Raw genomic sequence first — 14,135 nt, forward strand, 5'->3', positions numbered from 1 at the left:
ACGCACATCCGGTCGGGATTACCCTCGGCCTGCCCCTAAACCGGCGCCAGCACGCCCTTGTCCATGGAATACCTGGTCCAGCGTCCGGCGGTGTTCCCGGCCCGGGTGCCTTCCGGGCCGGCGGCCCCACCACGGCTCCGCCGTGCGCACGCGGCGAACCATTCCCGCAGGGCACGGTCGTGGCTGACCATCACCAGGGTCCCGGCGAATCCGGCGAGCGCCGCCTCCAGCTGTTCCACCAGCACGGGCGCAAGGTGGTTGGTGGGCTCGTCCACGACCAGGGTGCCGTAGCCGCCCAGCAGCAGCCGTGCCAGGGCCAGCCTTCGCTGCTGGCCGGCGGACAGGCTGCCCACGGGCACGTGGAACTCGCTGGTGCGGAAGAGGCCCAGGCGGAGGAGGGCCTCGGCGTGCTCGTCGATGTTGCCGCCGAGGCCCGCGGCGAAGGCCGGCAGCAGGCGCAGGGAGGGCCGTTGCGGCAGCTCCAGTTCCTGCTGCAGGTAGCCGACGCGTCCGGGCCGCGTGACGGAACCGGCAGCCGGCTCCAGGGTTCCGGCAAGGATGGAGAGCAGCGTGGATTTGCCCGCGCCGTTGGGTCCGGTGATCAGGATCTTCTCGCCGGCACCCGCCTGGAAGTCGGTGGTTCCCAGACGGCCGGGCACGCTCACCCCGTGCACGGCCAGCACCGGCGCACCATCCTGCGCTGCCCCGGAAAGACCAGCACCGGACTCCTCAGCCCCGGACGCCGCAGCATCCGGGTCCGTGGCCAGATCGACGTTCAGCCGCAGGGGTACCGGCGGACGGTCCACGGGGCTGGCTTCGAGCCGGCGCAGGCGTTCCTGGGCGTTCCGGACCTGGCTGCTGGCGGCCTTCTGCCAGGTGCCTGCCTTGAAGTCGAAGCCCATCTTGTCGCCGTCGCGCTTGCGCCCGTACCCCATGGTGCCGGCAACAGTCTCTGCCTGCCGTTTTTCGGACTCCATCGCATCAATCCAGGTGTGGTACTGCTGGACCCAGCGCGCGCGTTCGGCCGCCTTCTCCCGGAGGTAGCCGTCGTAGCCGTTGCCGTAGCGGGTCACGGCGCGGCGCTCGGCATCCACTTCGATGATGGTGCTGGCCACCTTGCGGAGGAGCACCCTGTCATGGGACACCACCACCACGGTGCCGCGGTGGGCCGCCAGCCGGTCCTCCAGCCAGGCCGTTCCGCGGGCGTCAAGGTGGTTGGTGGGTTCGTCCAGGAGCAGGATGTCCGCGGGATCGGCCAGGACACACGCCAAGGCCACCCGCTCCTGCTCCCCGCCGGACAGCGATCCCAGCACCCGGCTCCGGTCAAGGCCGCCCAGGCCAAGCCGGTCCAGCGCAGCTTCCACCCGGGACTCCGCTGCGTAGCCTTCCCGCAGCTGGTATTCCGTCTGGAGCCTGCCGTAGGTTTCCAGCTCGTCGTCACCGGCGTCGGCCAGCCCCGCCTCCAGCCGGTCAAGCTCCGCTTCGATGGCACGCAGGGCGGCCAGGGAAGCGTCGACGGCGGCACCCACGGTGAAGGTTTCCGGCAGGCCATGGGTCTGGGCGAGGTAGCCCACCCGGCCCTGGATTGCCGCCGCGCCTTCGTCCGGGGTTTCGAGGCCGGCGAGGAGTCGCAGCAGGGTGGATTTGCCGGCGCCGTTTTCGCCGACGACGGCAACATGTTCGCCGGGGGTGATGGCCAGGGTGATGCCGTCCAGCAACAGGCGGTCGCCATAGCCGTGGGAGACGCCGGAGAGGGTCAGGTGTTCAGTCAAGGGAAGTCCTCGCAAAGTTCCGCAGTGTGGCCGCGGGGTGGACCGGATTTTCCGGTCCCCGACGGCGGCCCTGGATTCGGGAAGGCAGCCCGGCAGGGCCGGCTGCTGGCTAGGACTTCATCGCTCCAGCCTGCCCGCCGCGGGTGGCCGAGTCAAGCGGAAGCCGGGTCACGCGCTGACCGGTTCAGGCAGCGGCGAGCACAGCGGCCTTCCTGCGCCGCGCCTTCGCCAGCCGGGTTCCGATCAGCCCCTGGCGCGGGCTGAAGAGGTAGACGACGGCGAAGACCACACCCTGCGTAAGCACCACCATGGCGCCGGAGGCTGTGTCCAGGTAATAGCTGAGGTAGATGCCGGTTATGGAGCAGGCTGCCGAGACCACCGGCGCGATGACCAGCATCCGCGAGAAACGGTCCGTCAGCAGGTAGGCCGTGGCACCGGGGATGATCAGCATGGCCACCACCAGCACCACGCCCACGGTCTGCAGCGCCACCACGGAGGTCAGGGCAAGCAGGCCCAGCAGCAGCGCCCCCAGCCTTTGGGGCGACAGCCCGATGGCGTGCGCGTGGGTGGGGTCGAACGCGTAGAGGGTGAGGTCCCGCCGCTTGAGGATCAGGATGGCGAAAGCCACCACGCCCAGCACCAGGACCTGGATGAGGTCCGGAATGCTCACGCCCAGCAGGTTGCCGAAGATGATGTGGTTCAGGTCCGTCTGGCTGGGCGTGACGGAAATCAGCACCAGGCCGAGGGCAAAGAGCGAGGAGAACACAATGCCGATCGCGGCGTCCTCCTTCACCCGGCTGGTATTGCGGACCACTCCGATCAGGGTCACGGCAATCAGGGCGAACACCAGCGCCCCCAGCGCGAAGGGGGCACCCACGATGTACGCCAGCACGACGCCGGGGAGGACGGCGTGCGAGACGGCGTCACCCATCAGGGACCAGCCGATCAGGACCAGCCAGCAGCTGAGCACTGCGCAGACGACGGCGGCGAGCGCGGTGGTGACGATGGCCCGCACCATGAAGTCATAGCTGAGGGGTTCGAGGAGGAGTTCCATCGTCAGCCCGCTTCCTTCCGGTTGAGCACGTCCAGGCCGAAGGCCATGGCGAGGTTTTCCGGCTGCAGCACCCGCTCCGGCGGGCCGTGCATGAGGACTTTGTGCATCAGCAGCACGGCTTCGTCGCACAGCTGCGGGAGGGCATGGAGATCGTGGGTGGACACCAGGATGGTGCAGCCGTCCGCGGCGAGCTCGCGCAGCAGGCGGGTGATGGTGGCCTCGGACCGCTTGTCCACGCCGGCGAAGGGCTCGTCCAGCAGCATGATGGTGGCACCCTGAGCGATGCCGCGGGCCACGAACGCACGCTTCTTCTGGCCGCCGGACAGCTGGCCGATCTGCCGGCCGGCGTACTCCCCGAGCTCCACCCGGTCCAGCGCCTCGTCCACGGCGGCCTTGTCGGCCTTGGACGCCCGGCGGGTGAATCCCTGGTGGCCGTACCGGCCCATCATCACCACGTCGCGCACGGACAGCGGGAACTGCCAGTCCACTTCCTCGCTTTGCGGAACGTAGCCGATCCCTCCTTCCCGGCGTGCCTTGGAAGGTGACTGGCCGCCAATCCGCACCGTGCCGGCGTCGGGCTTGATCATTCCCATGATTACCTTGAACAGTGTGGATTTCCCGGAGCCGTTCATGCCCACCAGGCCGCAGATCCGTGCCGGGTCCACCGTCAGCGAGGCGGCATCAAGGGCCAGGACCTCGCCGTAGTGCACCGTGACGTTGTCGACGGCGATGGCCGGGGCGCTCATGATCCCGCTCCGGCGGTGAGGGCCTTGGTAATGACCTCGGCGTCGTGCCGGATCAGGTCCAGGTAGGTGGGGACCGGCCCGTCGGCCTCCGAGAGGGAGTCCACGTAGAGGGTGCCGCCAAAGCGGGCGCCCGTGGCCTCCACCACCTGCTGCATGGGGGCATCGGACACCGTGGATTCGCAGAACACCGCGGGGACCTGGTTTGCCTTGACGTATTCGATGGCCCGGGTGATCTGCTGCGGGGTGGCCTGCTGTTCGGCGTTGACCGCCCAGATGTAGACCTCCTTCAGCCCGGCGTCGCGGGCCAGGTAGGAGAATGCGCCTTCGCACGTGACCAGGGCGCGCTGGTTTTCCGGGACGCCGGCCAGGCTTGCGGCCATCTGGTCCTGCACAGCCTGGAGCTCGGCCTTGTAGGCCTCACCGTTCGCCGCGAAGGCAGCCGCGTTGTCCGGGTCCAGGTCGCTGAAGGCCCGGACCATATTGTCCACGTAGGTCTGCACATTGACCGGCGACATCCAGGCGTGCGGGTTGGGTTTGCCCTGGTACGAGTCCTCGCTGATGGACATCACTTCAACGCCCTCGCTCACCACAGCGTGCGGCACGTCCAGCCCCTCGACGAACTGCCCGAACCAGGCCTCCAGGTTGAGTCCGTTGTCCAGGATGAGGTCAGCCTTGGAGGCCTTCCTGATGTCCCCCGGGGTGGGTTCGTAGCCGTGGATCTCTGCGCCGGCCTTGGTGATGGACTCAACCGTCAGCTTGTCGCCCGCAACATTCCGGGCGATGTCCGCCAGCACGGTGAAGGTGGTCAGGACCACGGGCTTGCCGTCCCCGTTACCGGAAGCTCCCCCGCCGCAGGCGGTCAGCAGGAGGGAAAGCACGACGGCGGCCACGGCTGCGGCGCGGAAACGCACCGTCCGCCCGGGGCGGGTCCGGGCGGCTACTTTGGCGCACCGAAACATAAATTTAGGCATACCGAAGATTCTACGGGAAGCACGTTTCGGCCAGCAACGCACCCCGGCCCATCCAGGTAGCAGCAGATGTCCGTTTGACCCCTGAAACCGACATCTGCTGCTACCTGGTTGGGAGGTTAGGCTGAAGCCATGGCTACCGCCCACCGAATACCACCCGCACCGCAGCCGGAGCTGTACCGCTTCAAGCCGCTGGATTTCGCCACCCTCATCACCTACGTGGCCATCGCCGGCTTCTTTGCCGTGGCCGGTGACCTGCTGGCTCCCTTTCTCCGCCAGATAGCCCCCAGCCCGGCGGCAGCTTCCTACGCTGTCAACCTGCTCTTTTATTCCTCAGTGGGCATACTTGCCGTGCTGGCAGCCCGGAAGGTGGTGGGCCGTGACCTCAGGGTGCTGGCCACCCGGCCCTGGTTCACGCTGCTGATGGTCCCGGCAGCGGTGATTGCCATGATGATCCTGACCGCCGTGGCGGTGGCCCTCAGCGGCGAGGCCCAGACATCCCAGAACCAGGCGGGACTGCAGGAACTGGCCCAGCAGATCCCGGCCTGGCTGATGGTCCCGCTGCTGGTGGTGGTGGGACCGTTCGTGGAGGAATACATCTTCCGCCACCTGCTGATCGGCAAGCTGAGCCGGCGGGTGAACATCTGGATCTGCTGCGCCCTCTCCGTGGTGCTGTTCGCGGCCCTTCACATCGTGGGCCAGGAGGCGGTCACCTTCACTGCGTTGCTTCCCTACCTGGCCATGGGCGCCACGCTGGTGTTCGTCTACGTGTGGACCGGGAAGAACCTGATGTTCGCGTACTTTGTGCACGCGGCAAAGAACCTGCTGGCCGTGGTGTTCATCTACGCCATCCCACCGGAGGTTTTCGAACAGCTCCAGCAGGTCCAGCCCTAGGCGAGAAGCACGTGCCACCGTACCTTGGTGGGATGGGCCTGAACATCCAGATCGTCATTGACTGCACCCGTCCGCACGAGCTGGCCGACTGGTGGGCTGAAACCTTGGGGTGGTCCGTGGAGCCCCAGGACGCCGCTTTCATCCGCTCCATGATCGAGCAGGGCTTTGCCACGGAGGACCAGACCATGACCCACCGGGGAAACCTCGTGTGGCGCGAGGGCTGCGCGATCCGCCCGACGGAGGAACTGGAGGCCAAGGCCCCGGAACGGCGCCTCCTCTTCCAGACGGCGCCCGAGGCCAAAACGGTGAAAAACCGCGTGCACTGGGACATCAACCTGGCCGGCAGGGACAAGGACGAGGTCCGCCGGGAGCTAGAGGCGCGCGGTGCCACATTCCTGTGGACGGCCAGCCAGGGACCGCACTCCTGGCACACCATGGCGGACCCCGAGGGCAACGAGTTCTGCATCAGCTGAGGCCGATTACTAGACTTGGATGGTGAGCAAACAGATTCCCGCCTCGGTGTCCGACGTCTTCGACCCCTCCCGCTGGCGCACCGTGGCCGGCTTCGAGGACTTCCAGGACATGACCTACCACCGGCAGGTGGAGCGGGATTCCGACGGCGGCTGGGTGCGTGACCTGCCGACGGTCCGGATCGCGTTCAACCGGCCCGAGGTGCGCAACGCCTTCCGGCCGGGCACCGTGGACGAGCTGTACCGGGCCATGGACCACGCCCGGATGTCCCCGGACGTCGCCACCGTCCTGCTTACCGGCAACGGTCCCTCCCCCAAGGACGGCGGGCACTCGTTTTGTTCCGGCGGGGACCAGCGGATCCGGGGCCGTGACGGCTACCGGTATGTAATACAAGAAACAGACGGCGAGACGCAGGAAACCATCGACCCCGCCCGCGCCGGCAGGCTGCACATCCTGGAGGTCCAGCGGCTCATGCGGACCATGCCCAAGGTGGTCATCGCCGTCGTCAACGGCTGGGCGGCCGGCGGCGGGCACTCCCTGCACGTGGTGGCGGACCTCACCATCGCCTCCCGCCAGCACGGCAAGTTCAAGCAGACGGACGCCACGGTGGGCAGTTTCGACGCCGGGTACGGTTCGGCCCTGCTGGCCCGCCAGATCGGGCAGAAGGCAGCCCGCGAGATCTTCTTCCTCGCCCGCGAATATTCCGCTGAGGACATGGTTCGGATGGGTGCCGTCAACGAGGCCGTGGACCACGAACGGCTCGAGGAGGTTGCCCTGGAATACGCCGCGGACATCGCGCGCCAGTCGCCGCAGGCCATCCGGATGCTGAAGTTCGCCTTCAACCTTGCCGACGACGGCCTGGCCGGGCAGCAGGTGTTCGCCGGGGAGGCCACGCGACTGGCGTACATGACGGATGAGGCGGTGGAGGGCAAGGAAGCCTTCCTGCAAAAACGCGACCCTGACTGGTCCACCTTCCCGCACTACTTCTAGGCAGGAGCGGAACATGAATACTCCAGCGAAAGCCGCCGGCCCCATCAACATCGAGCCGGCCCTGACGGCCCTGGCGGCCGCCCTCCATGGCGAGGGACCCGCCGTCGAACTCTCCATCGGCGGGGACGGCGCCCTGGTGGTGGGACACCTGGAGACCCCGGGCTGCGATGACGCGGTGGCCGTGGTCCGCACATCCGGCTCCACCGGCGCGCCCAAGGCCACCGTGCTGACCGTCGAGTCCCTCGCGGCGTCCTCGATGGCTACGGCCCTGGCGCTCAAGGGCGAGGGCCAGTGGCTCCTGGCGCTGCCCGTGCAGTACGTTGCGGGCATCCAGGTCCTGGTGCGCTCCCTGTTCGCGGGCACCCGCCCTTGGGTCATGGACATGTCCCAGGGCTTTACGCCCGAGGCCTTCACCGCAGCGGCCCAGGAGCTGACGGACAAAATCCGGTTCACCTCGCTGGTCCCCACCCAGCTGCAGCGGCTCCTCGACGAACCGTCGCCTGAGACCCTGGCCGCGCTCCGCCGCTTCAACGCCGTCCTGCTGGGCGGCGCCCCCGCCCCGGCTTCCCTGCTGGCGGCCGCCCGCGAGGCCGGAGTGCGGGTGATCACCACGTACGGTTCCGCCGAATCCTGCGGCGGGTGCGTCTACGACGGTTTCCCGCTGGAGGGCGTCTCGGTCCGGGTCGAGGAGGACGGCCGCATCCTGCTGGGCGGGGACACCATCGCCGCGGGCTACCTCGAGTCGCCGGAAAGCACGGACACGTTTTTCGAGGAGGACGGCGTGCGCTGGTACCGCACCAGCGACCTCGGCAGCATTGACGACGACGGCCGGCTGACCGTGCTGGGCAGGGCCGACGACGTGATCATCACCGGCGGCGTAAAGGTGTCCGCCGCGCACGTGCAGGAAGAGCTGGAGAAGTCCGACGGCGTCGCGGCGGCTTTCGTGGCAGGGGTTCCTTCCGCCGAGTGGGGCCAGGCCGTGGCGGCCTACATTGTGCTGGCGGACCCTGCTCCGGACGCGGCCCCGGGCGCGGAAGCCGGGGACACCGCCGTCGTCCTGGAACAGCACTGGCACCGGACGCTGGGCGTCCTCGCGCCCAAAACCGTCCTGGCGGCCTCCGGGCTGCTGATGCTTCCCAACGGCAAACCGGACCGCCTGGCCATGACCGCCGAGCTCAAAGCCCGGCACCAGGGAAAGTAAAGTAGACCTGCACCACCCGGCAGGACCCCCTCCCGCCGCCCCCAACACACGCGAGGTACTTAACGTGGCTACAGCCGCACAATGGATCCAAGGCGCCCGGCTCCGGACGCTGCCCGCAGCGATTGCGCCGGTGCTGATCGGCTCCGCCGCAGCCTACGAGATGGGTTCGTTCCTGCTGTTCAACGCCATCCTCGCGGCGCTGGTGGCCCTCCTGCTCCAGGTGGGGGTGAACTATGCCAACGACTACTCGGACGGCATCCGGGGGACCGACGATGACCGTGTGGGCCCGCTGCGCCTGGTGGGATCCGGGGCGGCAAGCCCCGAACACGTGAAACGGGCGGCGTTCGCGGCGTTTGCGGCCGCCATGGTGTTTGGCCTGGTCCTGGTGGTGATCACCCAGAGCTGGTGGCTGATCCTCGTGGGGCTCGGCTGCGTTATGGCCGCCTGGGGCTATACAGGGGGGAAGAACCCGTACGGCTACATGGGCCTGGGCGACGTGTTCGTCTTTGTGTTCTTCGGGCTGGTGGCAACCCTGGGCACCACGTACACCCAGGCCGGGCAGATCAACCTGCCCGCCATCATCGGCGCGATCGGCACCGGGCTGATCGCCACCGCCCTGCTCATGGCCAACAACGTCCGGGACATCCCCACGGACATGCAGGCCGGCAAGAAGACCCTGGCGGTCCGGCTGGGCGACAAGCATGCGCGCGAAAGCTACGTCCTGATGCTGGCAGTGGCCATCCTGCTGGTGGTGATCCTGGCTCCCGGCCGGCCGTGGATGCTGATAGTGCTGCTGCTGATTCCTGCCTGCCTCATGCCCGCGTGGCTGATGATCAACGGACGCAAGCGCAAGAGCCTCATCCCGGTCCTCAAGCAGACCGGACTGATCAACCTCGGCTACAGCCTGCTGTTCTCCCTGGGACTGGTGCTCAGCCGCGGCTTCTAGCGGATTCTAGCGGAGCACCGCCTGCGGGGCGCGGCGGGCCTACGGGCGCTTGCGGCCCTTTGCGTCGTTGTTGATGGTCACGTCAGGGTTGGCGTCCAGGAGGGCGTCCTCGGCGTGCGCGTCCTGGACTTCACCGGCGGAGCGCAGCGGCTTGGCCTTGCCGGAGAAACGGTGCTGGAGGGCCGCTGCGGCTTCGTCCCGCTGCTTCTGGAAAAACAAGTAGCTCACCGCAAAGGCGATCAGGGCCGCGCAGATGACGGACATGAGGGCGCCCAGCTCCAAGAAGGTGAAGAGCACGAACAGGGGCGCGAAGAGAGCCAGGCGGATCAGGGAATATTTCAAAAAGGCCACTATTCAAGTTTAGCCGCCTCCCGCCCGCGGCCCCTGCCCGTCCTGACGATAGACTTAATGCATGCTCCTCCGTGTGGCTTTGGCCGTCGCAATCCTCGCCATCTTCGTGTATGGCCTCGTCGACGTGATCCGGACCGACGGGCGCCTCACCCGCGGAATTTCCAAACCCGCCTGGATCGTGGTCATGATCGTCCTGCCGGTACTGGGCGCGATCCTCTGGCTCCTGATCGGCCGGCCGCGCGGCACTCCCCCGCAGCGGCAGGACTACCGCCATCCCACCGCCCCGGACGATGACCCGGACTTCCTCCGCAACCTGGAGGTCCGCCGCCGGCAGGAGGCGGAAGCCGCCCGCCTCAAGAAGCTCAAGGATGAGCTGGATGCCAAGGCAAAGGACGTCGACGGCGGGAAAGACAAGCACGAGACCGACGAGCACGACAACGACGGATTGAAATAGGCCTCCGCCGGGAGGGCACTCCCGGCTGCCGTCCTTCAGGCCGGTTGGCGCTGGCGCTGGCGGGCGGACGACTCTGCCAGCACACCCTCGCAGCTGCGGACCACAACCCGGCAGGCCTCAAGGGCCAGCCCGTCCGTCAGCGGACTCTCCGCCACCGCGCGCCAGCGCAGCAGGTAACGGCGGGCTTCGTCAGCCATGTCGCTGGGCGCCGCATCCGCGTCCAGCCCCAGCCTCACATGCGCCGCAGCGCCCCGGCCGCCGATCAGGCCCTCCGCCTCCGCGGCCAGTTCGGGGCTGAGCGGCACGCCCGTGGTCCGCAGGACGGCCAGCAACCGCAGTTCGCGGAACTCATGCGCGTTGGCCTGCAGCCGCTCCAGGGCCGCAGCCAGGGGCCCGGTTCCCGGGCGGGGCGAGGTGCGCAGCAGGGACTCCACCGCCACCAAAGCCGTACGCGCCTTCAGGGCCTCAGCCCGTGCCTGGAACTGGCGGCCCAGCAGGTCCAGCAGCGGATCCAGTCCGCTGCGCCGGGCCAGCTCGTGGGCCAGCGGGGTGGGTTCATTGAAGCCGTTGGAAATGAGGACCACGGCGAGCCGGATCCCGAACAGGCCAAACCTTGCCAGCAGCGACGCCCTGGCCTCCGCCGCCAGCCCCTCCGGGATGGTGGACCGGAGGAACCGGTCCGCTGAGAGCAGTGCCTTTTCGCGGTCACCGCGGTCCAGTCCGGCCAGCAGCTGAAGGGCACTGAATTCCTGCTGGCGCATGGTCCGGGCGCTCTGGGCAAGGAGCCCAGCCACGGGCACCACGCCCAAGGCGAGTTTCCGCAGGTTGTGGTCACGGCGGTACCTGTCCGCGATCTCTCCCGCGGAGAGCAGCGAATCGATGCGGCCGCCACCAACCTCATCCGCCCTGGAGAGTACCGCGATTGCGTTGACTGTTCCCGAGCGGCCCGCTTCCGTGTCCCGGAAGGATTCGAGGAACCTTACGTCCGCGGCGTGCATGTGGCGCATCAGGTAGATGATGGCGTCCGCCTCCGACTCCGTATCCGCCGGGGCCAGGAAGGCGGTGGAGCGGGCAGACACCTCGCGGGACAGCGAAGCGATGCCGGGGGTATCGATCAGGGTCATGTTCAGCAGCGCCGGCGACGGCCATTCCACCTCCAGCCGGTCCACGTCCGCCGCGTCCACATCCCCCAGCACGAAGACGAGGCGGCCGTCCGCGCGTTTGAGCGGCAGCGTCCTGGGCTCGCCGGAGGTGGGGTGGAGGGTGATGCGGGGAGTGTGCCCGTGCCGGTACCAGGTGATGATGCGGGTGCACTCCCCCGTGTCCGTGGGCGCTATCTCCTCGCCGAGAATCGCGTTCAGCAGGGTGGACTTGCCGGCCTTGACCATGCCCGCAATGGCCACGCGCAACGGCTCCGCGAGCCTCCGGGCAATACCCTCGAGGGCGGCCACGGAAGCCGGGTCATCCGTGTAGGTTTCCAGCGCCTCCTGGACCAGGCCAGCGGCGCCGGCAATTGTTGGGGCAGTCATCGTGGACCGCCCGCGGGCATCATGGTTCCGGATACCTCGGCGGCAACGGCCTGCGCGGCCCGGTGGAGTGCATCCACCTTCTTGAGCTCGGCCTTGATCTCCCTGATGCGGGCGTCCCTTTCCAGGGCGTAGGTATTGGCAGCTTTCTGGGCAGCGGACACCGAGTCCGCCAGGGAACGGTGGTGCTCATCCGCTATCTCGTTGAAGTGGTCGCGGATGGCGCGCTGCACCAGCCGCAGGCGGTCCTTCAGTTGCTTGCCCACCTGGAAGGTCACGTCATCGAGCTGCCGCCTGACGAGGGCCTTGGCCTCCCCCTGCCGGCGCTTGAGCCGCGCCTCCTTGTCCTCCCGGTAGGCCTTGCGTCCCAGCAGGAGACCGGCGCCCAGGGAGAGCGGGTTGATCAGCGCCATCCCGAAAATGCCGGTCAGGAGCCCGAACATGAGCACCCCTCCGTAGGAGCCCCGCATGCCGATCAGCACTTTCTGCACGGGGTTGACGTGCCCGGCGTCCATGCCCGGCATCGCGTCCACGGGATCCAGCACGTCGGCGGAATGGGACACCTGCATCACCGGCAAGGGGACTACGTCCGCGGCGAAATGGTCAGCCACCTGCCCGGCCAGCCACTGCGCCCGCTCACTGGTGAGGACGAAGGTCTCAGAGATGGCAGCCGCGGTGGACACTTCCAGCCACTTGGAAAAATCGGCCCAGGCCGGTCCCGGGTCCTCCTGGTCGATGGCGGCTTCAGCCTCCCGCTGGATGTGGCGGAGCCGGTTGCGGAGGTCGTACTCCATATCGGCGATGAGGTCGCTGATGCCATCGCTCAGGGTGACCTGCCAGCGCGCAGACCGTTTCCGAAGGTCGTCAGCCTCAGCCCGGGCCGCCTCCAGCTCCAAAATCATCCGGGGTGTGCCGCCGGGGTTTTCGAGGGCTTCAAGCTCCGATTGCAGCGAGAGGCGCAGGTTCTCGGTAACGGCGAGCAGGTCCTGGCTCACGGAGCGGCCCTGGAGGCGCTGTGCCCCTTCCACGATTCCGCTGCGGAGGTGGGCAACCAGTGCGGGGAAGCCGGATTCCTCATTCAGCTCACTGTCCTGCAGGCGTGCTGCCTCCAGGCGGAGGTCGGAGGAAACGGGAAACAGCGGAATCCCGGGCGCTACGTTTCCGAGGTGGGAGCGGTCCATCTCTTCCACCCGCCGCCAGTCCGGGTAGAGGTCGGTCTTGGTCAGCACGCCCACAACGTTCGGGGTAATCCGCATCGCCTGCCGCAGGAAGCGCAGCTCCGGTTCGGTGTATTCCTGGGAGGCGTCCGAGACCAGGAGCATCGCATCGGCGGTGGGCAGGGCCGTGAGGGTGGCCAGGGTGTGCGCGGACCCGAGGCCCCCCACCCCGGGCGAATCGATGACGATGAGCCCGCCGGCCAGGATCCTGCGGGGCAGGCATACCTCGGCGGCCAGGAGCTTCTTGCTGTTGCCGGGATTACCCTGTTCGGAAACATAAGCCGGCAGGTCGGCGACGGGAATCGGCTGGCGGTCAACACCACCGTCGTCGCCGGCGTCCGCAGTAGAGGTGGGGACCAGGATCGTTGCCGAGGCAGGGTCCCCATAGCGGACAACCGTGGGAACGGACGTGGCAACGTCGTCGTCGACGGGGCAGGCCGGCGCACCCACCAGGGCGTTGATGAATTTGCTTTTGCCCTGTTTGAACTCCCCCACCACGATGACCCGGATGCTCGGATCCCTCAGCCGCCCCAATGCCAGGTCAAGGCGTTTCCGGAGGTCCTCCCGGTCGCCGGTGCCCACGAGCTGGAGTCCGTGTTCCACAAGCTGGATCAGCTGGCCGGCCGTCACCGGAGTTGCTGGGTGTGCCGGTCCTGCTTCTGCCACAGCCTGTCCTCTGTACTACGCCTCAAAGATCGTTCCGGGACCGGGGTCCGGCTGCTAGGCACCAAAGTCCATGGAGTCTGCCGCCTCCCCAGCGCCAGCGTCGTCGATGTCATTGTCGATGTCAATGGTTGCGGCGTCGTCCTCCGTGAACTCGAGCCCCGCACCGGCGGGATCCACATCCACCTCGACGAATGCCTGCTGCTCTTCGGTGAAGGATTCGTCGATCAAGGTGGCCGGGAGGACGGTTCCGTGTGCACCTGCCGTCGCGGTTTCGCTGTCCGCGTCAAGGTCGAAGAGGCCGTCGATCCGGATGTCAGCGAAACCCATCCCGGTTCCGGCGCCTATGGCGGGGTCGCCGAAGGCAGGCACGGAGTCGTTGTCGAACCATTGCTCCACGTCCCCGTCGGCCCAGATGTTGGGGGCCGGGGATTGGTCCGCCATGGCGGCGCCGCGGTCATCCGGCGTGGAAGGGAAGGAGTAGCTGGCCACGACATGGGTGAGCTGCTCCACTGCAAGTCCATGGTCGTCGTCGTGGCCTCCGCCGGAAGGAAACGGGCTCCAGCCACTCCCGGCGTGGCCAGTGCCGGCGCCGGCGCTTAGATGCCGGTCAACGGCGGGAGCCGTGACGCTCAGGGGCGCGTAGTCCAGGACAACCGGCATGGCGGCGTCAACATCTGCGGAGCTGACACCGGCCAGGCCGTGCTGCTCCAGGACGCCTTCGGGATCATCCAGGAAGTCCTGGGCCGCCTGGCGGTCTCCGAAGATGTCCATCAGGAACTGGACCACTTCCTTTGCGACTGTCATGTGCTGGTCCTCAGATCGTTTTCATTTCGGTGCGCCGGCCCTGATGCCTTGGATCAAACCTATTGTTCCTGCAGG

General features: G+C 67.8%; 14 protein-coding genes. 6 read left to right on the forward strand and 8 right to left on the reverse strand.

Annotated elements, in window-relative coordinates; genetic code table 11:
- Positions 1 to 35 precede the first annotated feature (35 nt).
- From NFU08_RS18730 to NFU08_RS18745, 4 genes are all read right to left on the reverse strand, one after another.
- The gene (locus NFU08_RS18730) at positions 36 to 1,772 is read right to left on the reverse strand and encodes an ABC-F family ATP-binding cassette domain-containing protein (RefSeq protein ID WP_251425334.1); all 1,737 of its coding nucleotides are present in this window, start codon (positions 1,770 to 1,772) and stop codon (positions 36 to 38) included.
- Between the two features lie 184 nt (positions 1,773 to 1,956).
- The gene (locus NFU08_RS18735) at positions 1,957 to 2,826 is read right to left on the reverse strand and encodes a metal ABC transporter permease (protein ID WP_174177909.1); all 870 of its coding nucleotides are present in this window, start codon (positions 2,824 to 2,826) and stop codon (positions 1,957 to 1,959) included.
- Positions 2,827 to 2,828: 2 nt separating this feature from the next.
- Positions 2,829 to 3,572, reverse strand: a complete 744-nt coding sequence (locus NFU08_RS18740) for a metal ABC transporter ATP-binding protein (RefSeq protein WP_251425337.1) — start codon at positions 3,570 to 3,572, stop codon at positions 2,829 to 2,831.
- Complete coding sequence (locus NFU08_RS18745; protein ID WP_246256152.1) at positions 3,569 to 4,543, reverse strand: metal ABC transporter substrate-binding protein; 975 nt, start codon at positions 4,541 to 4,543, stop codon at positions 3,569 to 3,571. Before NFU08_RS18745 ends, NFU08_RS18740 begins: the two co-directional genes overlap by 4 nt.
- 129 nt (positions 4,544 to 4,672) lie before the next feature.
- Between NFU08_RS18745 and NFU08_RS18750 the strand changes: the two genes are divergently transcribed.
- The 5 genes from NFU08_RS18750 to NFU08_RS18770 all read left to right on the forward strand — a co-directional run bounded on the left by NFU08_RS18750 (position 4,673) and on the right by NFU08_RS18770 (position 9,042).
- Positions 4,673 to 5,434: a CPBP family intramembrane glutamic endopeptidase gene (locus tag NFU08_RS18750; protein WP_251425339.1), complete on the forward strand. Its 762-nt coding sequence runs from the start codon at positions 4,673 to 4,675 to the stop codon at positions 5,432 to 5,434.
- Between the two features lie 32 nt (positions 5,435 to 5,466).
- Positions 5,467 to 5,907: a VOC family protein gene (locus NFU08_RS18755; RefSeq protein WP_174177903.1), complete on the forward strand. Its 441-nt coding sequence runs from the start codon at positions 5,467 to 5,469 to the stop codon at positions 5,905 to 5,907.
- Between the two features lie 22 nt (positions 5,908 to 5,929).
- A complete protein-coding gene (locus NFU08_RS18760; protein WP_251425342.1) occupies positions 5,930 to 6,895 on the forward strand; it encodes a 1,4-dihydroxy-2-naphthoyl-CoA synthase in 966 nt (321 codons plus the stop codon).
- 13 nt (positions 6,896 to 6,908) lie between these two features.
- Positions 6,909 to 8,096: an AMP-binding protein gene (locus NFU08_RS18765; protein WP_251425345.1), complete on the forward strand. Its 1,188-nt coding sequence runs from the start codon at positions 6,909 to 6,911 to the stop codon at positions 8,094 to 8,096.
- A gap of 64 nt (positions 8,097 to 8,160) precedes the next feature.
- Complete coding sequence (locus NFU08_RS18770; protein WP_174177897.1) at positions 8,161 to 9,042, forward strand: 1,4-dihydroxy-2-naphthoate polyprenyltransferase; 882 nt, start codon at positions 8,161 to 8,163, stop codon at positions 9,040 to 9,042.
- Between the two features lie 39 nt (positions 9,043 to 9,081).
- Here the strand turns inward: NFU08_RS18770 and NFU08_RS18775 are convergent, their stop codons facing one another.
- Entirely contained in the window at positions 9,082 to 9,393 is a 312-nt protein-coding gene (locus NFU08_RS18775) for a DUF4229 domain-containing protein (RefSeq protein WP_174177895.1), read from the reverse strand.
- A gap of 61 nt (positions 9,394 to 9,454) precedes the next feature.
- Between NFU08_RS18775 and NFU08_RS18780 the strand changes: the two genes are divergently transcribed.
- On the forward strand, positions 9,455 to 9,847 hold the full coding sequence (locus tag NFU08_RS18780) for a PLD nuclease N-terminal domain-containing protein (protein ID WP_066278707.1): 393 nt from the start codon (positions 9,455 to 9,457) through the stop codon (positions 9,845 to 9,847).
- Between the two features lie 35 nt (positions 9,848 to 9,882).
- Here NFU08_RS18780 and NFU08_RS18785 read toward each other — a convergent pair whose 3' ends face one another.
- The 3 genes from NFU08_RS18785 to NFU08_RS18795 are packed head-to-tail and all read right to left on the reverse strand — an operon-like array spanning position 9,883 to position 14,060.
- Positions 9,883 to 11,376 (reverse strand): dynamin family protein, encoded by a 1,494-nt coding sequence (locus NFU08_RS18785; protein WP_251425348.1) that lies wholly within the window; start codon positions 11,374 to 11,376, stop codon positions 9,883 to 9,885.
- Complete coding sequence (locus NFU08_RS18790; protein WP_251425351.1) at positions 11,373 to 13,256, reverse strand: dynamin family protein; 1,884 nt, start codon at positions 13,254 to 13,256, stop codon at positions 11,373 to 11,375. The genes NFU08_RS18785 and NFU08_RS18790 overlap by 4 nt, the downstream gene beginning before the upstream one ends.
- Before the next feature lie 54 nt (positions 13,257 to 13,310).
- The gene (locus NFU08_RS18795; RefSeq protein ID WP_251425353.1) at positions 13,311 to 14,060 is read right to left on the reverse strand and encodes an IniB N-terminal domain-containing protein; all 750 of its coding nucleotides are present in this window, start codon (positions 14,058 to 14,060) and stop codon (positions 13,311 to 13,313) included.
- Positions 14,061 to 14,135 lie beyond the last annotated feature (75 nt).

The sequence above is a fragment of the Pseudarthrobacter sp. NCCP-2145 genome (assembly GCF_023708005.1).
GTDB classification, from domain to species: Bacteria; Actinomycetota; Actinomycetes; order Actinomycetales; family Micrococcaceae; genus Arthrobacter; species Arthrobacter oxydans.